The 19,175-nt window shown below is 48.0% G+C and carries 21 protein-coding genes and 2 pseudogenes; 10 read left to right on the plus strand and 13 right to left on the minus strand.

Going from position 1 to position 19,175, the window contains the following annotated elements:
* Nucleotides 1-17 precede the first annotated feature (17 nt).
* The 3 genes from ACW9JV_RS13725 to sdaAA all read left to right on the plus strand — a co-directional run bounded on the left by ACW9JV_RS13725 (nucleotide 18) and on the right by sdaAA (nucleotide 3,012).
* Nucleotides 18-1,349: a hypothetical protein gene (locus ACW9JV_RS13725; RefSeq protein ID WP_457335389.1), complete on the plus strand. Its 1,332-nt coding sequence runs from the start codon at nucleotides 18-20 to the stop codon at nucleotides 1,347-1,349.
* Nucleotides 1,350-1,456: 107 nt separating this feature from the next.
* Nucleotides 1,457-2,137 (plus strand): L-serine ammonia-lyase, iron-sulfur-dependent subunit beta, encoded by a 681-nt coding sequence (gene sdaAB, locus ACW9JV_RS13730; RefSeq protein WP_457335391.1) that lies wholly within the window; start codon nucleotides 1,457-1,459, stop codon nucleotides 2,135-2,137.
* A complete protein-coding gene (sdaAA, locus tag ACW9JV_RS13735; protein ID WP_457335393.1) occupies nucleotides 2,134-3,012 on the plus strand; it encodes an L-serine ammonia-lyase, iron-sulfur-dependent, subunit alpha in 879 nt (292 codons plus the stop codon). Before sdaAB ends, sdaAA begins: the two co-directional genes overlap by 4 nt.
* Nucleotides 3,013-4,013: 1,001 nt before the next feature.
* Here the strand turns inward: sdaAA and ACW9JV_RS13740 are convergent.
* On the minus strand, nucleotides 4,014-4,400 hold the full coding sequence (locus ACW9JV_RS13740) for a hypothetical protein (RefSeq protein WP_457335395.1): 387 nt from the start codon (nucleotides 4,398-4,400) through the stop codon (nucleotides 4,014-4,016).
* Between the two features lie 15 nt (nucleotides 4,401-4,415).
* Entirely contained in the window at nucleotides 4,416-4,640 is a 225-nt protein-coding gene (locus ACW9JV_RS13745) for a hypothetical protein (RefSeq protein WP_457335397.1), read from the minus strand.
* Between the two features lie 343 nt (nucleotides 4,641-4,983).
* Between ACW9JV_RS13745 and ACW9JV_RS13750 the strand changes: the two genes are divergently transcribed.
* Together ACW9JV_RS13750 and ACW9JV_RS13755 are read left to right on the plus strand one after the other, a co-directional pair.
* Entirely contained in the window at nucleotides 4,984-5,175 is a 192-nt protein-coding gene (locus ACW9JV_RS13750) for a PspC domain-containing protein (protein ID WP_457335399.1), read from the plus strand.
* A gap of 65 nt (nucleotides 5,176-5,240) precedes the next feature.
* Nucleotides 5,241-5,609: pseudogene (locus ACW9JV_RS13755) on the plus strand (DUF4181 domain-containing protein).
* 236 nt (nucleotides 5,610-5,845) lie between these two features.
* Here ACW9JV_RS13755 and ACW9JV_RS13760 read toward each other — a convergent pair.
* From ACW9JV_RS13760 to ACW9JV_RS13770, 3 genes are all read right to left on the minus strand, one after another.
* Nucleotides 5,846-6,835 (minus strand): aldo/keto reductase, encoded by a 990-nt coding sequence (locus ACW9JV_RS13760; RefSeq protein ID WP_457335401.1) that lies wholly within the window; start codon nucleotides 6,833-6,835, stop codon nucleotides 5,846-5,848.
* Nucleotides 6,836-7,259: 424 nt separating this feature from the next.
* A complete protein-coding gene (locus ACW9JV_RS13765; protein ID WP_457335403.1) occupies nucleotides 7,260-7,622 on the minus strand; it encodes a hypothetical protein in 363 nt (120 codons plus the stop codon).
* Between the two features lie 295 nt (nucleotides 7,623-7,917).
* The gene (locus ACW9JV_RS13770; RefSeq protein WP_457335405.1) at nucleotides 7,918-8,487 is read right to left on the minus strand and encodes a CGNR zinc finger domain-containing protein; all 570 of its coding nucleotides are present in this window, start codon (nucleotides 8,485-8,487) and stop codon (nucleotides 7,918-7,920) included.
* Nucleotides 8,488-8,580: 93 nt separating this feature from the next.
* Here ACW9JV_RS13770 and ACW9JV_RS13775 point away from each other — a divergent pair, with 93 nt between their 5' ends.
* Nucleotides 8,581-9,717, plus strand: coding sequence for an MFS transporter (locus tag ACW9JV_RS13775; protein WP_457335407.1), 1,137 nt, complete (start codon nucleotides 8,581-8,583; stop codon nucleotides 9,715-9,717).
* 201 nt (nucleotides 9,718-9,918) lie between these two features.
* Here the strand turns inward: ACW9JV_RS13775 and ACW9JV_RS13780 are convergent, their stop codons facing one another.
* Nucleotides 9,919-10,788: a PhzF family phenazine biosynthesis protein gene (locus ACW9JV_RS13780; RefSeq protein WP_457336062.1), complete on the minus strand. Its 870-nt coding sequence runs from the start codon at nucleotides 10,786-10,788 to the stop codon at nucleotides 9,919-9,921.
* Nucleotides 10,789-11,193: 405 nt separating this feature from the next.
* On the opposite strand from ACW9JV_RS13780, the pseudogene ACW9JV_RS13785 reads away from it, so the two are divergent.
* Both ACW9JV_RS13785 and ACW9JV_RS13790 read left to right on the plus strand, forming a co-directional pair.
* Nucleotides 11,194-11,481, plus strand: a pseudogene (locus tag ACW9JV_RS13785) (DUF4181 domain-containing protein); the annotation flags it as partial.
* Nucleotides 11,482-11,553: 72 nt separating this feature from the next.
* Nucleotides 11,554-12,012 carry a hypothetical protein gene (locus tag ACW9JV_RS13790; protein ID WP_457335409.1) on the plus strand — a complete coding sequence of 153 codons (459 nt, stop codon included), beginning with the start codon at nucleotides 11,554-11,556 and terminating at the stop codon, nucleotides 12,010-12,012.
* A gap of 40 nt (nucleotides 12,013-12,052) precedes the next feature.
* Here the strand turns inward: ACW9JV_RS13790 and ACW9JV_RS13795 are convergent, their stop codons facing one another.
* The 5 genes from ACW9JV_RS13795 to ACW9JV_RS13815 form a co-directional block, all read right to left on the minus strand.
* Nucleotides 12,053-12,241, minus strand: a complete 189-nt coding sequence (locus ACW9JV_RS13795; RefSeq protein WP_457335411.1) for a hypothetical protein — start codon at nucleotides 12,239-12,241, stop codon at nucleotides 12,053-12,055.
* Nucleotides 12,238-12,513, minus strand: coding sequence for a DUF2651 family protein (locus tag ACW9JV_RS13800; RefSeq protein WP_457335413.1), 276 nt, complete (start codon nucleotides 12,511-12,513; stop codon nucleotides 12,238-12,240). The genes ACW9JV_RS13795 and ACW9JV_RS13800 overlap by 4 nt, the downstream gene beginning before the upstream one ends.
* Nucleotides 12,514-12,687: 174 nt before the next feature.
* Nucleotides 12,688-13,140 carry a VOC family protein gene (locus ACW9JV_RS13805; protein ID WP_457335415.1) on the minus strand — a complete coding sequence of 151 codons (453 nt, stop codon included), beginning with the start codon at nucleotides 13,138-13,140 and terminating at the stop codon, nucleotides 12,688-12,690.
* 111 nt (nucleotides 13,141-13,251) lie between these two features.
* Nucleotides 13,252-14,763: an FAD-dependent monooxygenase gene (locus tag ACW9JV_RS13810; RefSeq protein WP_457335417.1), complete on the minus strand. Its 1,512-nt coding sequence runs from the start codon at nucleotides 14,761-14,763 to the stop codon at nucleotides 13,252-13,254.
* On the minus strand, nucleotides 14,760-15,239 hold the full coding sequence (locus tag ACW9JV_RS13815) for a hypothetical protein (RefSeq protein WP_457335419.1): 480 nt from the start codon (nucleotides 15,237-15,239) through the stop codon (nucleotides 14,760-14,762). The genes ACW9JV_RS13810 and ACW9JV_RS13815 overlap by 4 nt, the downstream gene beginning before the upstream one ends.
* A gap of 132 nt (nucleotides 15,240-15,371) precedes the next feature.
* Between ACW9JV_RS13815 and ACW9JV_RS13820 the strand changes: the two genes are divergently transcribed.
* Complete coding sequence (locus ACW9JV_RS13820; RefSeq protein WP_457335421.1) at nucleotides 15,372-15,518, plus strand: hypothetical protein; 147 nt, start codon at nucleotides 15,372-15,374, stop codon at nucleotides 15,516-15,518.
* Nucleotides 15,519-15,640: 122 nt separating this feature from the next.
* On the opposite strand, the gene ACW9JV_RS13825 is transcribed toward ACW9JV_RS13820, so the two are convergent.
* Entirely contained in the window at nucleotides 15,641-15,979 is a 339-nt protein-coding gene (locus tag ACW9JV_RS13825; RefSeq protein ID WP_457336064.1) for a DUF4260 domain-containing protein, read from the minus strand.
* A 312-nt stretch (nucleotides 15,980-16,291) separates the two neighbouring features.
* On the opposite strand from ACW9JV_RS13825, the gene ACW9JV_RS13830 reads away from it, so the two are divergent.
* A complete protein-coding gene (locus tag ACW9JV_RS13830) occupies nucleotides 16,292-17,215 on the plus strand; it encodes a prenyltransferase (protein WP_457335423.1) in 924 nt (307 codons plus the stop codon).
* A 115-nt stretch (nucleotides 17,216-17,330) separates the two neighbouring features.
* Here the strand turns inward: ACW9JV_RS13830 and ACW9JV_RS13835 are convergent, their stop codons facing one another.
* Nucleotides 17,331-19,097 (minus strand): methyl-accepting chemotaxis protein, encoded by a 1,767-nt coding sequence (locus ACW9JV_RS13835; protein ID WP_457335425.1) that lies wholly within the window; start codon nucleotides 19,095-19,097, stop codon nucleotides 17,331-17,333.
* Nucleotides 19,098-19,175 lie beyond the last annotated feature (78 nt).

The following is a 19,175-nucleotide window of genomic DNA, read 5'->3' on the forward strand; positions in this document are numbered from 1 at the left end:
TATGGGAGGAGTAACCTATGTCTGTTCATCACCACCCTTCTCAGGAAAGTGTATCCATCGGTGTAATCGGCCCGGAAGCGATTCTTGAACATGTACAGGCTGCGTTAAGCTATTTCCCCTCGTTCTCCCCTTATCTAAAACCTTGTGAAAAGGAGGAGGAAGCGGCGGACCCGGCCTCTGCATTAGGAAGTCAGGTCGAAATTCTGCTCTTTTCCGATTATTACACGTATCATCAAACCAGTAACAAAACAGACCTTGATGTGTCCGCCCATTATATTCCATTGAGCACAGGAATTTACCGTTCGTTGTCCCGTGTAAAAAACGCATACGGCCTGCAGAACCTTTCCATTGACATGATCTCCAAAGAGTACGTGGAGGAAATCATGTATGATCTGGAACATACAACGTTTACTATTTATGACTTTCACGGTGTTTCCTCTACTTCCCCCCGGGAAATAGCGGCGTTTCACAAACGTTTATTCGACCAGGGTGTCACGTCGGCGGCATTAACAAGTATTAAGTCCGTGGCCGGGTATTTAACGAGCTGGAACGTTCCCAGCGAATGGGTCATTCCCACCCATCAGGATATTATGATCGCATTGGAACGGGCCTTACTGGCCACGGAAACAAGGCGGAATAAAGAATCTCAAATCGTGGTCGGACTGATAAAAGCAGATTTCCTCAAAGCCTTTACAGATAACGGACCGCTGGAGCATGAAGCCCAGAAATTAAAATTGGAAATCCAGGGGATGCTGCTTGATTATGTAAAACAATTAGACGGGCATTTAATTGATGTAGGGGAAGAATATTTGTTCTTTACGACCCGCGGTATTTTTGAACGGGAAACAAGAGGTTACAAGTTTATGCCTCTTTTGAAAGATATCCAGACAGCCGCAGGTATATCGTTAAGCATCGGTATTGGTTTTGGAAGATCGGCCACCAATGCCGGGACAAACGCCCGGTTGGCCCTGGGACAGTCTCAGGAGCATGGCGGAAATACTTGTTTCATCGTCCGAGAAGATAAAAGTGTCATAGGGCCGGTAGAAATGACGCATCCTATCGTGTATGATTTAACGATTAAAAACGCCGACCTAATAGAAAAAGCGCGCTCCGCCGGCATGTCTGCCGTTTACATGAACAAACTGCTGGCACAGGTCGACCGCCTCGGAAAAACCGACTATACCGCCCATGAACTGGCCGGCGTGTTAGGAATCACCTTGAGAAGTGTGCACCGGATTTTGGTGAAATGGATGGATGCCGGTCTCATCGAAATCATCGGAGAAGAAAAAGCGGCGTCAAGAGGAAGACCAAGACAGATATACCGGATTTCTATTCTTTCCCAGAACTAACCCCTGCCGCAAAAGTGAAAATGTTTACTCCATGATTTATAGACATTTAAGAGACTTGTCGGTACAGGGAATGAAACATACAATAATACGTAAGTGAGGTGAAGGGCATGAAATTTAAAGACGTGTTCTCCATCATTGGTCCTGCGATGGTTGGGCCGTCCAGTTCTCATACCGCCGGGGCCGTGCGTCTGGGAAGAATAGCGGGGCAATTATTAGGTGAGCTGCCGGAAAAAGCAGATATCACGTTTTACGGTTCGTTTGCAGAAACGTATCAAGGACATGGGACAGATATTGCGATAGCCGGCGGTCTTCTTGATTACGATACCGATGACGAAAGAATTCCAAATTCACTGAATATTGCTAAAAGAAAAGGCATAGATATTACCTTTTCCAAAGAGACAGGGTCTCGTCTGCATCCCAACACAGCCCGGCTCTGTTTAAGCTCCACCAGCCGGTACCTGAACGTCACAGGGTCATCGATCGGCGGCGGAAATGTCCAGATTGTAAATATAAACGGGTTTGACGTTTCCTTCACAGGGCTGTACCCAACCTTGGTGATTACGTATCGGGACCGGCCGGGAATGGTCGCTGAAATAAGCGGGCTGTTGTGGGATAAACAGGTCAATATCAGCCACATGGAAGTCGATCGGAAAGGACGCAGCGGCGAAGCCATGATGGTGATGGAAATAGATGATCATCTCCCGGAAGAAGTGGTTTCTAAAATGAGCTGTGTTTCAGGAACAGAAAGCGTGCGAAAGGTGGATATAACGAAGGAGGTCCTCTCATGAGATTTCAATCCATCGAAGAATTGGTAACGCTGGGAGAACAGGAAAATAAATCGATTGCCGAACTAATGATAGAAGAACAATCTACCGAAACGGGCCGCAGTACGACGGAAGAGTTTTCCCAAATGAAAGACCTTTACGTCGTGATGAAAGACGCCGTCCACAAAGGCTTGACCGAGGATACCACCTCCAAAAACGGCTTAACCGGAAAAGATGCGCAGCGCGTCATGCATTACACCGCTTTCCATGATCCTGTTGCCGGCGAACATTCTGCCAGAGCGATGACGTACGCCCTTGCCGTTTCCGAAATTAATGCCTCTATGGGAAAGATTGTAGCCACCCCGACCGCAGGATCGTGCGGCGTCATTCCAGGAGTATTCGTCAGCGCCCAGGAAAGGCACCAATGGCCGGACGATAAAATGGTTAACGGACTTTTTTGTGCCGGAGCATTAGGGTATGTGATGGCCAACAACTCCTTTGTTTCCGGGGCAGAAGGCGGTTGTCAGGCTGAAATTGGTTCCGCCGTCGGCATGGCTTCCGGCGCAATCGCTGAATTAAATGGCGCCTCTCCGAGAGAAGTGTCCCACGCCGTCGGAATGTCCCTTAAAAATATGCTCGGCCTGGTATGCGACCCCGTTGCAGGGCTGGTCGAGGTTCCCTGTATTGTCAGAAACGGGTTTGGCGCCGTCACCGCCTTAACCGCCGCCGATATGGCACGGGCAGGAATGAAAAGTGTGATCCCTGCCGATGAAGTCATTAAAACGATGTTTGATATCGGAAATGCGATGTCCTCCGATTACAAGGAAACAGCGAGAGGCGGCCTTGCCCAGACTCCAACAGGAAAAGCGATGATGGAAAGTATTTTTGGAAAAAGGTAGATTTTCTTCTTAGCGTTATTCGATGAAGCAAGGCTGCGAACGCCGCGTCCAGTGGCACCGTCGAACGGATCTCCACAATGAAAGGAAAAACACCCCCTACGTCATATGTGAAAGTAATCGTGTTCGCACATTATACGACCTTTTTCAAAATGAAATGGTTACAGCCCGTTGAATGCAGGACCATGGCAGTATAGGTGTTTTTTCTTGTCTCGTTTCACTGGGTCAGTTCTCGATGCTGGAGGGAACTTTTACGGACAAAACCGGCTGCAAAATGTCTATCATTCTATTTTAATGGACCATTTGTGCTGCTTTCTGCCGGTAAGTGTCTCCTATTTATCTATTATGGACTTTTTCCTGTCATGCTCCAGCATATTTTGGCTCTTATATTTATTTTATGGACATTTTTCAACCCGAATGTCTATGTTTATACGAAACTCAACACAAGGACAATGGCGGTACAAAAGCACAGCACAGACGATACAACAATTGATATCGGCTTGGTTACAGGATTATCGCTGTTTCTTCTCTCATTGAGACCTCTCATCAAACTGTCAGCACATACAATAAATACTAATAATGGTACAGGCCAGTTACCATCACCAAAAAATAGATTGAATAACGCGATAACGAGGAGAATCAATAAAATAAAACGTAACACCTTAACACCCCCTTCCAGCCAAACTGTCATATGAAGCACTCTATGTAAGAGTGGGAACATTATTATTCTATCAAAATTTTACATTACAATTAAAGGAAAAAAGAAGGACAGGGTATGAACCCCTGCCCATTTTTTTTACGGATTTTACTCTCATTCATAAGCCCCAAGATCCGGCGCGCTTCCTTTGTAGGAAAAACCGATGTCTGTGCCGGCGTCAATCAAATCGCTGCCGCTGTCCAGCTTCAGAAAGTCAGTCTCAGGCAGGCTTCCATCTCTGCTGCGCGGTCCGTCCGCATCATTGTCATTGAGGCTGATACAGTCGGAATCACTGACATTCCAGTTATCAAATCGGCGATAGTAGATTTCGCCGCCGGGCAGCAGCGGAGCGGATCAGAAAACGGATGACAAGGACCGCTGACAGAAAAATAACAGCTGTGCCGCCCACCATGAGGTTTCGTCCGAACGGCTTGAACCAGGAGCCGTCATCCGGAATCGCGGCACCGGCCAGCAGCAGTGACAGCCCACCGCCCAGCACCAACAGAAGCAGAACCCGGCGGAGGTCGGCATAAGCGGAGGCGCCTCCGGTGAGAAGAATATAAATGACAGCTGCCGGCATGAGAAGAACCGCATCGTCCTGCCGGACATGCTGTGTGTATTCATAGATATGAAAAAGGAACGAGGCCGGCACGGCGGCCAGCACCAGTCCGGTGATGTTCAGAAATCTCTTCAACCCCCATTCTCCTTTCTAATAAAACAACAGTGCTGCCCATGGGCTCAGGAGGAGCAGCAGACCGGCAACCACCAGACGCCAGCTTCGCAGTGTCACCGCGGCAATCGTGGAAAATATTCCGCTGATCAGCGTCACCGTGATGGTCATAGCAAACCCATAGTCCTGCGGCCAGAACCACCACGAGGCCAGTCCAGTGACGAAAATAATCCAGTACACAGCATAGGGAAACCATACAGCCATTTACCTTCCTCCTTTTATAAACCGCCTCCGGATACGAGCGTTTTATGGACAAGTGCATGGAAGAAATGGACGTTAACCCGGTGCATAAGACCGTTTTGATAGATTTCGGCCGGGCCGATGTCCTCTATCTTCCTTTACTGGACACAAACACTGCTTTCCCACACCGGTTGTGTCCCTTATATGCTTTTAAGAGACATAATGTGGCAAAAAGAGGCGGATAATGGGACTAATGAATGTTTGGCTCAACGGATCAGCCTTCATGTCTGCCGCTTATTTTCTATGTTATGATAAGTTTATCAGAATTTTACAGGAAAATGAAAGCTTGGAAAGGAGCTGCTCGACGATGCGTAATGGCTGGAACATTCAAAAGTCGCGGCACAACCGCTCCATCTCAGGGGTATGCGGGGGTATTGCGGTATGTTTTAACATTCCAGCGCTGCCGGTGAGGCTCGCCTTTCTGCTCCTCATCCCCGCCGGTCTCGTTCTTTATCTGATTCTTGCCAACGTCATGCCGGAAGAATCGGCACCGCTGTAAAAGGAGGGGACCTCATGCATGTTTACACGTATCCCGAAGGCTTTTGGCCGGAATTTCTCCTGCTGATGGGTGGATTGATCGTCCTCGTCGGTGTCTTTCCACCTTTTGTCCGCCGGTGGATGAAGGCAGATAAAAAAGAATGGTTTTCCTATAACCATATCAATGATTTCCATAAAAAAGGAGACTGGACCATCCGCATTGCTGCACTCATTTCTCTTCTGGGATGTGCTATATTTTTCCTGAATTAGTCCTTTTTTTCTCTAATTGTAGTAGGAATCTATGCTTTTCTCAGTACCGGCTTTCAGGCTTATGTAGAATGGAAATATGCCGAAAACCGCGCCAACTACAAAGCCAGCCTCGTGGAGGTTATTTTATTGAGCGCTGCCACCGTCTATGTTTTTGTGTGGATCAACATATCACCGACCTTCGCTTAAGCGGAGGAATTGCTGAAGGACTTTTTATGGACAAAACCGTCCGGAAGTTGTCTATGATTCTATGTTACCGGACATTTATTCAGCCATTCCCGGGAAAGTGTCTCCTTTTTTTATATAGTAGACACTTTTCACACGGGTCCCGTTAAAATGGTTCCAACTTTTATATTCTAGACACTTTCTCCAGTGAAATGGGCAAAAAAAGAGCTCCCGGCATGTACCGGGAGCCTCTGCTCCGATTACATCATATTCAACATCCACTGCGGATACGGCGTGCGCGGTTCGCTGATTTCGGTCAACGTGTCATATTCATCCTGCGACAATTCAATCTCGGCTGCTTTCAGGTTCGCCTGCAGCTGTTCCGTTTTTCTCGAACCGATCAACACCGACGCCACACCAGGGCGTTCCATCAACCAGGCGAGCGCCACTTCCGCCGGGCCGACGCCGTGGTTGCTGCCGATTTCGGTCAGGTTATCGACAATCTCATTGGCGGTCTTTTTATCCGGCACCGGCGGGAAGTCCTCTAGATCCGAAGTGGCAAAACGGCTGTCGCTCTCTTTTTCGTTTCTATATTTCCCGGTCAGGTAGCCGCCGTTTAACGGACTCCAGACAAGAATCCCCATGCCTTCTTCCTGGGCAAGCGGTACGACTTCATGCTCGATGTCGCGGTTAATCAGGCTGTAATGCATCTGCGCCGAGGCGTAACGCGGCCAGCCGTTCCGGTCGGAAATGCCGAGCCCTTTGGCGATCTGCCAGGCCGCATGGTTGGACATGCCGATGTAACGGACTTTGCCCTGATTGACGAGATCCTCCAGCGTCCGGAGCGTTTCCTCAAGCGGGGTATTCTCGTCAAAGGAGTGAAGCTGATACAGGTCAATATAATCCGTATCCAGCCGGCGGAGGCTGTTTTCCACCGAATTCATGATGTGGAAACGGCTGAGCCCGCGGTCGTTCACGTCATTGCTCATCGCCCCCATCACTTTCGTCGCGATCACAAGATCCTGGCGCCGGTTTTTCACCGCCTTGCCGAGCATTTCTTCGGACACACCGTAGCTGTACACGTCCGCGGTATCAAACAGGTTAATGCCGGCATCGATGGACATGTCGACCATCTCGTCCGCCCGTTTCTGATCCTCAAAACCTATGTTCCAGTCATCGCCGAATGTCATTGTCCCAAACGCCAGCGCACTCACCTTCAACCCGGTATTTCCTAAATTATTGTATTTCATGAAACAACCTCCTACTATGGGTTGGAAGCCATTCTTGTTTGTAATTCTCTATCAAAATTATCAGAAAATACCGGCCGTGCCAAAGATTCTGCTCAACATGGAATGAAGTGTCTGCTACGGTGAACATATAATAGAGACTTATTCATGCGTAACATAGACCCATTTGATGAAGGACCACGCGGGGTGGGTAACGATAGACGTCCAGGGTCGTTAATCTTAAGCAAAGTGTCTATAAAACTCAAATAGGAGACATTTTACGGGGCTTGCGGCGGTAATGTGTCTCGTATATATAAATAGTGGACAAAAAAGTGGCAGACGAAGCTTCTGGTGTCCAGTATATCGCGATAGGCGACATTTTACCTATCGTGTTGTCCGTTACCTAAAGCTTACAGCAATGCGATCAGAGAGACTTCTTCTTTCGCAGCTAATCCTCGTTATTGAAAAAAATCTCATATGCTTCCCCTTCTACCTCGACCAATAGTATGTTTCTCTTGTCCTGGGCAGCATAAATGGCTGCACCTTCTTCTGCGTAGTTGGAGGCGAAATTTTCTTTTATGGTTTCGTCCGGCGGCAGATTATACTTGACTTCTCCTATCTTTTCCTCTCGTGTATATGTCCCATTATTTTCGGTACCCTGGGATTGATACACCGTGCCGTTCACTCTGACCCATGCCTGATAGGATCGTCCTTCGGACGTTGTTACGTTTTCGCCGTTACTCTGGGATTCGAGGGAACAACCGGGGAGCAAGATAACAACAAAAGCAAGCAAGGATAATACATATTTCATTTCTTATCTTCCTCCTTTGATGATACAGCGTCACAAGTTTTGGGATTTATTTCGTTCGTTTCGATTCACATAAAAACCAAAAATGACCGAATTCAGTATAATAAAAAAGGCAGGTATGTAGCCAAGAGTCGTCATGTCAAAAAGAAAGGCATTCGGGAGAAAGAACAGGACCGTTAATAACGAAATCACGGTCCAGGCTTTCCAGTATTTTTTGAGAAAATAATTCCCGGTTTCTTTGCTGTAAGTTACCTTGAGACCTCCTTCTTTCCATCCGAGGCTACGCAGCCACTTGTCGTTATTTATTCACATTTTTATAATAGTGCTTTTTGACCTTCCTGCGATTTCCACATATCCCCATGGAACACCATTTCCGAGTCCCTTTTTGATTAACAAAGAAGGCTAAACATTTTTCATTCGCACACGCCGTCACCTTGTTCATATCACCGTTTTCATTCATTTTAAGAAGATCAAAGGCAAGCAAGGAAACGAGTCCATCCGTTCCACCATGTTGTGGCATAGCCACCAGGTTATTTTGAGAAAAGCTAAAATAAAGCGGCACACTTTGATTCTTTCCAGTCAACCATAACAAAAAAGCATCCTCATCGGTTATTCCTGATCCTTTAAAATATCGACGGCATGACTCCCGAAAAGATTGCAGGGTTTCCACGTTAAATGGACCATTTTCAATAATTGCTAATTGGTCTTTCGTTAAGATTTGGTGTTGAACCATAAACGTCAGCCACGCCTGTATATCTTTTTCTGTGCTTAAAAGGTTCAAGGGCCTATCCTCATGCATTTGGAGCGTATTGAAAAAATTAATGGATATATAGTTGGACAAGCATGAAAAATTCACTGTTTGGTTCATGATGGATCACATCCTTCTAATGCATCTTGATTAAAAGTATAACATAATGTAAACTAACTATTAAATTTCATTTTAATGGTTAGGTGGTTTAAAATGAACTATTTTCGTTTAGTATTGCCAGGAATAGCTATGGTTGCGATTATTTACGGACTTTCCAGATACACTTACGGTTTATTTGTTCCCTATATACGAAAAGACTTTGGCATTTCTACCGAGACAGTGGGTTTTATCGCCAGCAGTTCATATATTTCTTATATGGTAACAACGCTTGTGGTGCCGTTTTTAATTGCTAAATGTGGAGCCAAGTTGCCCTTAATTTTAGGAGGATGTACTGCGACCATAGGGATGATGGTCATCGGCTTATCGCAAACGATAGGGGTGCTGGCTGCTGGGGTAATGATTGCAGGCGCTAGTCCAGGATTATCCTACCCACCCGTGCCGGAAATCGTAAACAAGGGTATCAAAAAAAAGAAGCGAACACGAGCGTTGACGATTATTAATTGTGGTACTGGATTTGGTGTTCTCTTAGGAGGACCGATGGCCCTTTTTGCGGGAGAAGAGTGGAGGCTGGCTTGGATTGCATTTGGAGTCATCGCCCTTTGTGTCACAACCTGGAACCTGTGGGCCATCTCTCCTCTTTCCTTCCAAAACCAAAAAGGAGGTGCCTTGCCGAAAATCAAAGGGAAGTGGTTATTAGAGAAAGATAAACGTAATTTAATTCTTCTCACTTTGTTGATTGGAATAACAACATCTGCATACTGGACGTATGCCGTTGATTTTGTCGTCAATGTTGGCGGGTTTACGATGAACGAATCACAATTTTTTTGGTTCATCATGGGAGCGGCCGGAGTTCTTGGAGCATTTGGCGGTCATTTGATTGAAGCCATTGGATTAGCGAATATCCTGCGTATTAATATCTTTGGAATTGCATTATCACTAGCTGTATTAGCTGCCTTTCCTTCAGCTTGGGGGAGCATTATTATATCTGCTGTTCTCTTTGGTATATTTTTTATCATGATTACTGGGATATTCGCTGTTTGGAGTGTTCGAGTATTTGAAGATCAGCCTTCCATTGGATATGCGCTCGTCTTCTTTCTCATTACAGCTGGACAGTTCGTTGGTCCTTCCATTATGGGCATTATTGCGGGGCAGACGAACATGACATTCACATTTTACCTTTCAGCTATAATGACCGTTTCCATTACAATTTTGGGTCCATCTAAGGAATGATAAAAAACCTGTTCAGCTAAATGAAACTCGCGTCAAATATGAAGTTTCGTCATCAAGGAACAAAATCCCTGTTCCAAAAAGTTGAACAGGGATTTCTTTTCATTTTAAAGACTTTAGGAAAAGACTTAGAAAGATCTACTAGCATAACGATTCCTGATTCTGTTGTAATTCTCCCTCGTTTCACTTCTTTTGCGGTTGCTGCTACATCCAGCGGCCTTCTGCTGTCACGAATACCTGGCCGCCGACTTCGATGGAAAACGGCTGCTTGCTGCTTTCTTTTTCCGCATGAACATGAAGCAAAGACGGGCGTCCTGCAGGATAACCCTGTTCCACCGTGTAATTCAGATAACTTTTTTCAAAAAAATCATATTGCAGCAGGTACGCTGCCAGATTGCCGTTAGCACTGCCTGTAGCCGGGTCTTCCAAATGGCCGGAAGGGAACATAAACACCCTGGCATGCAGATCATTGGTGTCGTTTATGGTTTCCTGGGTGAAAACAAGTAAGTTGGCATCGCCGATCTCCTGCAGAATATTATCATAAAGATGATGATTCACTGTACAGCGATTTACGGCGTCCAGTGTTTTCAGGGGGACAATAATGCTTGGAAGTCCCGTCGATACCGACTGCACCGGGAATCCCGCCTCCATATCCGCCGGGGTGATCTGCAAGGTATCGGCAATGTCTTGGGCCTCCAGCTCTGCCTCAAACGACGGCTGATTCTGCACCATCCATCCCGTTTCTCCCTGAAAAACGACCGGTACCTGCCCCACGTGCAGGTTCAGCTTCACTTCTGCTGCCTCTTCTTTTTCCATAAACTGTTGAATCACATAGGCAGTGCCAAGCGTCGGATGACCGGCAAACGGGATCTCTGAATCCGGGGTGAAAATTTTCACATCGTAACCGCCATTCTCCCGCTTTCCCGACATGATAAATGTCGTTTCTGAAAAATTCATTTCCTTGGCAATCTGCTGCATTTCTTGCTGACTTATGTCGGAGTCCGGCTGAAATACCGCAAGTTGATTCCCCTGATATTTATCCTCCGCAAACACATCTACAATATGAAACTTCATCACTGTATTCCCCCTTTTTTCTTCAATACAAATGTTCATACATAAACTCTCTAATGTACTAATTTCTATTGCACGAATTATGTCCTCTATTCTGGTTTAGAGAACAGAAGCAGCTGCCGTCTCCCCGGCTGAAGGCCATATTAACCTATTTCTGAATAAAATTTCCTATGTTACAATGATTTTATCAGAATTTTACATAAAAATAAAAGCATAAATGCAGTAAAGATAACCCTTCCATCCCCTGCATCGACCCTTGAAAAAGGAGCTGTTCTGCATCCGATTTCAGTCGTTACCTGAAGGATTTTGGATCGAATTTGCACTCGTCATGGGAGGATTTATGCTTTTTCTCTGGCTTGTGCCGTTTCTTGCCCGCCGCTGGATGAAGGCAGATAAAAAAAGTGGCTCTTCCCTACCCACATCAACGCCTTTCATAAGAAATGGGACCATATCCTGCGTTTATTCCATCTTTTTGCCGTCGTAATCTGCAGCGCCTTTTTTATGTATCAGCCAATTGTCCTTATTACTGTAGTGGGCATTTTTGGAGTTATACAATCGGGTTTTCAAAGCTATGTGGAATGGAGATTTACCGAGAACCCTTCCAATTATAAGGTTGCGCTGATTGAAATGGTCACCATTTGCATATGTGTCGGCGGTCTGGCCTGCTGGATGCACATTTTCCCGCCACCTTCTTAAGTAATCGGTTCTGCCTGACAATACACAGCCAACGACAAGAAACCTGGATACAGATAATATGGAGGGGTGTATATGAAAAGAGGATTCGTGCAGGCGGGCTTCTTTCTCCTGTTGGTCGTCTTCGGCTGGTTTTCTTTCTTCATTATATTCGGCACCGCATTCACCGGAGACTTCCATGTTGGCGTCTTTTTATTTACAGGCATACTCAGTATGATCTGGACCAGCAGTTACCTTTCGATGTCTCTGTTTGACTTCACCTGGAAAAGGGCAAAGGATTTTCTTCTGCTTTTGACGGGGATTTCTATTATCTGGGGGGTACTATTGTCCTCCCTTTTTCTGACTCCCCTCGATGAAGCTCCCTGGATTTTCATCGGAACTCCGCTTCTTATGCTTATTCTGTGGTTTCTGCTGCTGTACCGTGGCAGGCAGCGTTGGAAGAGCTCCCATTTCACCAAGGGGACGGCGCTGTTGATCGTTTCGATCGTCTATGTGTTTCTGGTCTGCCGGTTTTATGTTATCCATGTGTTGTAACTCCAGCTTCGTTATCCCTATACCTATGTCCTGTTGCTACTTATCTTTTCTCCAGGCTTTTGATCAGCCTGATCAGCCAGTACAGAACAATCCAGGGGAGAATATACTTTGTCGCCCATTGTATAAGGGCTGGAACAACAATGGATACATCTACTCCTGCCAGTTCCATAACAAACCACAGTGCAGCTATGAGCACGATATCAATTATGATGGTAACAGCTTTTTTCATTTCCACATCCCTCTCGGTTTCACAGACTTCATCCATGTGCGCACCGCAATAAATAGATCAGCAAGATACCCTGCCAAAAAGGCGAGCACCGAATACACGATCATCCATACCGCAAAGGTGGAATTGTACCAAATGATCATCGCTGCAAAAGCCGTAATGAAAACGACAGCCGGCATAACGTAGATGTTTTTGAAAAGGAGGCGGCCCAGGATTCCCGCAGCAATGGAAGCCGCCGGAAAAACAATAACGATCTGTGCGATAATGTTCATCATTTCTCTCCCCTTTTATGTATGTCGAACGATCCGACCCATGACTCCCCTTATTCTCCAAGGGACAGGCGGTTCCCGTTAATGATGACATTGCCGCCGTCTTCCTATTACATCGTCCTTTAACGAGGACGGTGTGAAAATAAGCCGTTTAAAGTCAAAGATGGAAAATTCCACCATTCATTTTTCCCAGTTCTGTATCTCTATAATATTACCTTCGGGATCTTCTGCATAAACAATTGTTAATACTCCAAGGGACTCGAACTCTTTTTTCTCTAAAGCTCCATGTTTCTTTCCACCGTATTCCATTAACTTATTCAAAACTTCTTCAACGTTATCCACTACAAATGCAATATGTGCAAATCCTTGATTGCTAATATTTGATGGTTGCCTCTCAGGGTTTTCTGGATAATATTGAAAAATCTCTAAAGTTGGTCCTGCATCGTACCCAGGTAAGGTTAGATGGATGCCTTTAATACTAACATTGTCTATATTAGTTACGTTTTCTATCCATTTGCCTGAAAGGTCTCTTTCAGGCAATACGGGCTTACAATCAAAAACTTTAACATAAAAATCAGACAACCTACGCCAGTCTTTTGCAACAATGTTTGTGTGAGCATATTTAATTGACACAGAAATCTCCTGCCTTTGTTAAAAAATAGCACAGAATTAACACACGATTGCGGGCGAAATCATGTCGAATTCGAGCGAAAATGGGGCGGTTACGAGCGAAACCCCCGGCTCCTATACGTCCACCATGCCCCAGGAGTCCAGATACGAGCGCAGCGCTTCGGTATCCTGCCCGGAGTCGGCGAGGGCGATATAACCATCCGGCCGGATGAGAAACATCGCGTGTTTCGGGATGCCGGCTTCTTTCCCAGCCGACGTCCATGCCAGTTCATGAAGCGGAATTCCATGTTCCCCGGCTGCGCGGTGGAGTTCAGGTGAGGCGCTGCCGTACACATGCAGCTGCCAGTCCGCGTTCTGCAGCAGCCGGAAGTTGTCCCCGTTTTCTCCGGGAAGCCAGGGCAGCCGGTCTCCTCCCTGGACACGGCCCGCTTTTCCGGAGCTAAGCCGGCTGCCCTGGTAGTGAATCCGGATTTGCGATAGCGTTTTGAACATGAACCGTTTCACCGGCAGATTTTTTGTCACCCACGGCATCACGCGGGGAATCATCACGTTGCGGACGAGATCTGACGTCATCCCGTCTCCGGCCACGCCCTGAAACACTTGATCCGTCGTGGCAACCAGTCGTTTCGCAAAAGCCCTGCGTTCGGTGTCATACGTATCGAACACCGAAGCGTCTATCCTCCCCTCTATCACATCAGCCAGCTTCCACGCCAAATTCACGGCATCGCCGATTCCTGTGTTCATCCCCTGTGCTCCTGCCGGGCTGTGGATATGGGCCGCATCCCCGGCTAGAAAAACGCGGTCTTTCCGGAACTGGCTGCTGATACGGTGATGCACCGTGTATTTCGAAAACCAATGAACATGATCGATATTAATCACTGTCTGTTTTTCCAGAAATGGAATCAGTCTGTCTTTATCGACGTCGTTCCGCTCATCCAGAAACCGGTCCGGGATAAGGCCGATCAGGCGGATGGAAGCGGTCGTCCGGATCGGAAACACGAGGCCGAACGTATTTTCAAAAAGATGCATCTGCGCGCCTTCTGCCTCCGACGAACTTTTCACGTCGGTCACATAAAACACATGGTCATCCGTTTTCCCGGTAAACGGAAGGTCGAGCGCTTTCCGCACCGAACTATGAGCCCCGTCACATCCGCAGACATACGTGAAAGAGGAAGTTTCTGCTCCGCTCTCTTTTTCCATCACGACCTCGACGTGATCCTCGTGTTGCTGAAACGAGGAAAGCTCGGTGTTCCACTCCACTTCGATTCCTTTTTCCTTCAGCCTGTCAATCAAGAGACGCTCGTGTTCATCCTGGGGAAGAATCAGGACATACGGATACGGGCTAAGTCCTCTCCCCATGTCGTGAAAATTCAGGGCAGCACGCCGCTTTTGATTCCGGTAGATCTCGAGCTGCGGGAGAGGGTAACCGTTTTGAATCAGCAGATCGGCGGCACCGAGCTGATGATACCATTCAAGCGTCCGGGCATGAACCGCCACTGCCCGGGACTGCCGGCCGGGACCGCTCTCTTGGTCCATGATGCGAAACGATATGCCGTGCTTTTCAAGCGCAAGTGCCATCGCGAGCCCCGTCGGACCGGCACCGACAATCAGAACCTGTGATGTCATAGGGATTCTCCTTTATTTCTTATTTTTCTCTTCCGGTACAAACATCCGCCGGCGGCGCTGATGAGGTGAAGCAGCAAAAATGAATACCCGTTGAAATACAGCATATTGGTATATTGATTCAATTGGCCGAAACGATATATTCTCGACATTTCATTCTCCAAACCGTCGGCCAGTGCTTCCATTAATCCTGCAGCGTGAAGCCCCCATCCCAGGCTGAGTCCGATAAACGCAATCACGGCAAGGAGCAAAGCCATTTTTCCTTTATGACGCCGGACCAGCACCGGCAGCAGCTTTTCTCCCATTTTAAAAGTGTAGTACAGGCCGAGAATGAAAAACGGAGTGCCGACCATAATAAAAAGCAGGCCGATATTGCCGTTTCCCGATATCTGGTCCGGGCTGACCGTGAATTGTGCAATCACGTACAGGCATATGGCAGACGCAATTAGATTCAGCAGCCAAGCCATTTTCGTTGTCATATCCCTTCCCACGCTTCCTCTTTTGTACTCATTTTACCATAAAATGGAGGGCCATGGAGCATTCCATGTTAGAAAAACAGGATAAAAGGGAAGGCAGAAGCGTAGGATAGAAGAAGAAAGGAGAGGATGGATATGGATCCTCTTACGCTGATTATACTTATTGTGATGGTTATCTTTTTATTCCCGCTCATCATGCGCGGTGTCGGCTGTGTGCTGCGGATCATCGCAGGCGTCGTTCTCGTCATCGGTGCGATTATTTTACTCGGGGCGCTGTTATAACGATGCGGTGGATGCCATCTTTTGCGAGCGGAATGATGTCGAATACGAGCGGAAACACTTCGATTGCGAGCGAATCCGAAGATTATATGAAAAAAAGCCGGAGAGCGCATATCCGGCTTTTTCTACACTCTGTTCAAATGTGAGTCTTTAAAACCGGCGGGGTATTTCAACCCATAGCCCACCGCCCGGTCTATGGCGATGTGGGCGGTCCAGATCAGACCGAGGGCCGGCAGAAGCGGCTGGGACAGCAGCATACCGGCTGCTATCATGACAATTGGCAGACTGTATGTATGAAAGATATTGTAGATAACGGCCCCGGCTTTGTTCCCGGCCACGTACCCAAACATCGCAAGATCCGGGCTTAATAGTAAAAGGACAAACAGCACCCAGCTGTGTCCGTGAAGCGAATAAAGGTACAGACTTAACCCCAGAACAGCGGCACCTTCCACGTGTAGCAGCATTTTATTCAATGTTCTCATCTCCCCGCCGTGTATAGATTCTTTTATCTTACCACACATATACATATTGGTTTAGATCGTTTTATTTCCTTTTTGTATTGTGAGCGAAATGATGTCGAATACGAGCGAACCCCAAGATCACATATGAAAAAGAGCCGGAGATACACCGCCGGCCGCTACACCGCTGTATTCCCTCTTTCCAACAAGTTGGCACATTTCTTCCATACAGGAGGTATGATTACCAGCCGGAAGGCACAGACTGGTTTCCAGTACCTGAAAATCGGGAATGACGGATAGTGAAATGGGGGATTGGTGATGATGATCAACAAGGCTGGAACCGTTCTGAAAAACGGCATCGTGCTGCTGCGCTGGATCGCTGTCGTTTCGTCCAGTGTGGCGGCGATCATATCGACGATGCTTCCGTTATACGGAGAACTCGCCGGAAGCCGGTGGAGCGCGCTGTTTCTGCTGCTTCTGTTCAGTGCGTTTCTGATCCACGGCGTGCTGACACATCTGTTAAATGATTATACCGACCATATCTCAGGCACGGATGAGCACAGCCCTGCCATCCTATCCGGCGGCAGCCGCCTCATCCAGACCGGCGCGGTGCCGGTAGAGGTGATCGGCCGGATCGGAAAAGGGCTCGCCGCCTTCCTTGTGCTGCTTGCCGGCGCGCTCCTCGTTACCGGTTTTTTCCGCCTCGGTGTGCTGCTGGCCGTCGGGGTATGGGCGGCAGCCGCGTATTCAATGCGCCCCTTGCGGCTGAGTTATTACCCGTTCGCCGGGGAATGGCTCTGCACGTTCCCGTCGATCTTTTTCCTCGGCCTTGCCGGGCCGTGGCTGGCACTTGGAACCATACCGGAGTGGGCGTATCAGAACGCGACCGTAAATGCGCTTATCTGCATCGCCTGGGTGATGGTCCATCATGTTCCCGATCTAAACGCGGACGCCCGCGCCGTTCCGAAGAAGCAGACCTCCGTCGTATGGGCGGTGGAAAAACTGGGCCTGCCTTTTGTCCGGCTGCCGGCCGTCCTGTATTATGTTCTCGCGGGTGGCTGTGCGTTCTGGCTCGGGCTGGAGCGTCTGCCTGCCGCCCTCGGGCTTGCCGCCTCCTCCACGGCCGCTGTCATTCTGATTGTAAACATGGATGTGAAAGATCCAGAAGATGTCTCCAATGTAGAAAAATGGATGCTGCTGCTCGCCTTCGTGACCGCCGTCTGGCTCGGTGTCTTCGTGTAGACACCGGGCCGACGGTTTTTTACTGCTGCTCCCGTTTTTTACATTGATGCTGGAATTTCTGCATCGATTCTTCCTTCTTTTCTCTATTTCTGCATCGATTCCGGGAATTTCTCCATTAATTCTCTGATTTTCCGTCTCGATCTTCTTCATCAAAACGGAACGCGGCGATGCTTTCCTGCATGGATTCGGCGACATGGCTCAGGTTGTCGGCGGAGGCGCTGATTTCTTCCATGGAGGCGTTCTGTTCTTCAATGCCGCTTGCCACCTGCTCGACGTTTTCCGCATTCTGGCGGCTGATTTCTTTCATATCGCCAATCTGGCTGCCGGAAGACTGTGTTTTGTCTTCAATCGCGCCGAGGGCCTCGTTGATCGCATCCACATCAGAAGCAATCGAGGTGACAGCTTCTTCAATTTCATCAAAGGTGGCATCCGTTTCTTTTGCGCGCGTATTACAGTTGCCGGCTTTATCGTGGTTTTCGTTCATCGCTTCCGCCGATCGTTTCACCGTCTGCTGAATTTCCTGGATCAGCCGGTTGATGTCCGAGGCGGAGGCACTGGAGCGTTCCGCCAGTTTTCGGACTTCTTCAGCGACGACGGCGAAGCCTTTGCCGCTCTCGCCTGCCCGTGAAGCTTCGATGGCAGCGTTTAAGGCGAGCAGGTTTGTCTGCTCGGAAATTTCGGTAATGAGCGATACGATGTCGGTAATCTGCCCGGATTTCTGCTCGAGCTCCTGAATTTCAGCATTCGTCCGGGTCGTAAGCTCCTGCAGTTCCCCGACTTCTTGTTTTAATGTAGAAATTTTTTCCTTGCCGGCTTCGGTTTTTTCCTTGGCCGTCCCGGTGGATCGTTTCGTCTGGTCGACCCGCACATTCATATCCGACACCGTCGTCTCTATTCCTTCAATGGCCTCGTTCGATTCTTCCGCCGCAGCCGACTGGCGGAACGACTGGTCATTGACTTCCTGTACGGACTGCGCCATCATTTCGGCGGCTTTTGCGTTCTCGTCGGTCGTGGCATTCAGTTCTTCCGACATCGCCGACACCTGCTGCGCGGAATCGTTAACCGATCCGATAATCGAGCGGAGCGACGTTTTCATATGCTCGACCTGGGCAGCAAGTGATCCGATTTCATCTTTGCTGTTGATGTCCAGGTTCCGGCTGCTGAGATCTCCGGATGCGACCCGTTGAACTTCCTCATTCAGTTGTTCCACCGGCCGCGAAATTCTCCGCGCTACAAAGTAAACGACGACCGCCCCGATAACAAGAGCGCCGGCAATCGTGAAAAGCATGATGCTCAATACATTGGAAGCGCCTTCATTATAATCCATCATATAAGATCCGGCGGTGATGACCCAGTCCCATTCTTCATCGTATTCGGCATACACGATTTTCGGTTTACTGACGTCCTCATTACCCGGCAGTGGCCATTCATAATTGACAAATCCACCGCCGTTCCGGGCTTTCTCGACCGTTTCCTGAATAAAATATGTACCGTCATCGGACTGAGAATCCCAGATATTATCCCCTTCCTGGTTGGGATGGGCTAGCAGCGTCCCTTCGCTGTCCATAATGTAAAAGTAGCCGTTCGGCCCCAGATCTATGTCTCCGGTTACTGTCCGTTCACCATCCCCTTCAGACGGGCCGAGCAGACTTTCTTTCACCTGCTCCCGCGCTTCCTCTTCCGATATGGATCCTTCCTCTGCTGCCTGCTGCATCCGGTCGGTCATCTCCGCCGCCATGCCGACATAGTTCTCCAGACTCACTTCACTGGCGGCATTCAACTCATCTTTCGCTGTATCATAGCTGATCCATCCCAGTACAACTAAAGGAATGACGAGCAGACTGAGGCAGTACACCAACAGTTTAGCCTTTAGACTCATCATGACCCCTCCCCTTATTATATAACAATTGTTAAAACTAGTATAATAGATGGATAACAGGAAGGAAACAGAAATTTTTAT

The organism is Salibacterium sp. K-3 (assembly GCF_054052005.1).

Excerpts from the sequence above, each read along its gene's own strand:
- ACW9JV_RS13725 (WP_457335389.1), top strand. The coding sequence starts at position 18 with ATGTCTGTTCATCACCACCCTTCTCAGGAAAGTGTATCCATCGGTGTA.
- sdaAB (WP_457335391.1), top strand. The coding sequence starts at position 1,457 with ATGAAATTTAAAGACGTGTTCTCCATCATTGGTCCTGCGATGGTTGGG.
- sdaAA (WP_457335393.1), top strand. The coding sequence starts at position 2,134 with ATGAGATTTCAATCCATCGAAGAATTGGTAACGCTGGGAGAACAGGAA.
- ACW9JV_RS13745 (WP_457335397.1), bottom strand. The coding sequence starts at position 4,640 with ATGGCTGTATGGTTTCCCTATGCTGTGTACTGGATTATTTTCGTCACT.
- ACW9JV_RS13750 (WP_457335399.1), top strand. The coding sequence starts at position 4,984 with ATGCGTAATGGCTGGAACATTCAAAAGTCGCGGCACAACCGCTCCATC.
- ACW9JV_RS13760 (WP_457335401.1), bottom strand. The coding sequence starts at position 6,835 with ATGAAATACAATAATTTAGGAAATACCGGGTTGAAGGTGAGTGCGCTG.
- ACW9JV_RS13765 (WP_457335403.1), bottom strand. The coding sequence starts at position 7,622 with ATGAAATATGTATTATCCTTGCTTGCTTTTGTTGTTATCTTGCTCCCC.
- ACW9JV_RS13770 (WP_457335405.1), bottom strand. The coding sequence starts at position 8,487 with ATGAACCAAACAGTGAATTTTTCATGCTTGTCCAACTATATATCCATT.
- ACW9JV_RS13775 (WP_457335407.1), top strand. The coding sequence starts at position 8,581 with ATGAACTATTTTCGTTTAGTATTGCCAGGAATAGCTATGGTTGCGATT.
- ACW9JV_RS13780 (WP_457336062.1), bottom strand. The coding sequence starts at position 10,788 with ATGAAGTTTCATATTGTAGATGTGTTTGCGGAGGATAAATATCAGGGG.
- ACW9JV_RS13790 (WP_457335409.1), top strand. The coding sequence starts at position 11,554 with ATGAAAAGAGGATTCGTGCAGGCGGGCTTCTTTCTCCTGTTGGTCGTC.
- ACW9JV_RS13795 (WP_457335411.1), bottom strand. The coding sequence starts at position 12,241 with ATGAAAAAAGCTGTTACCATCATAATTGATATCGTGCTCATAGCTGCA.
- ACW9JV_RS13800 (WP_457335413.1), bottom strand. The coding sequence starts at position 12,513 with ATGATGAACATTATCGCACAGATCGTTATTGTTTTTCCGGCGGCTTCC.
- ACW9JV_RS13810 (WP_457335417.1), bottom strand. The coding sequence starts at position 14,763 with ATGACATCACAGGTTCTGATTGTCGGTGCCGGTCCGACGGGGCTCGCG.
- ACW9JV_RS13815 (WP_457335419.1), bottom strand. The coding sequence starts at position 15,239 with ATGACAACGAAAATGGCTTGGCTGCTGAATCTAATTGCGTCTGCCATA.
- ACW9JV_RS13820 (WP_457335421.1), top strand. The coding sequence starts at position 15,372 with ATGGATCCTCTTACGCTGATTATACTTATTGTGATGGTTATCTTTTTA.
- ACW9JV_RS13825 (WP_457336064.1), bottom strand. The coding sequence starts at position 15,979 with ATGCTGCTACACGTGGAAGGTGCCGCTGTTCTGGGGTTAAGTCTGTAC.
- ACW9JV_RS13830 (WP_457335423.1), top strand. The coding sequence starts at position 16,292 with ATGATGATCAACAAGGCTGGAACCGTTCTGAAAAACGGCATCGTGCTG.
- ACW9JV_RS13835 (WP_457335425.1), bottom strand. The coding sequence starts at position 19,097 with ATGATGAGTCTAAAGGCTAAACTGTTGGTGTACTGCCTCAGTCTGCTC.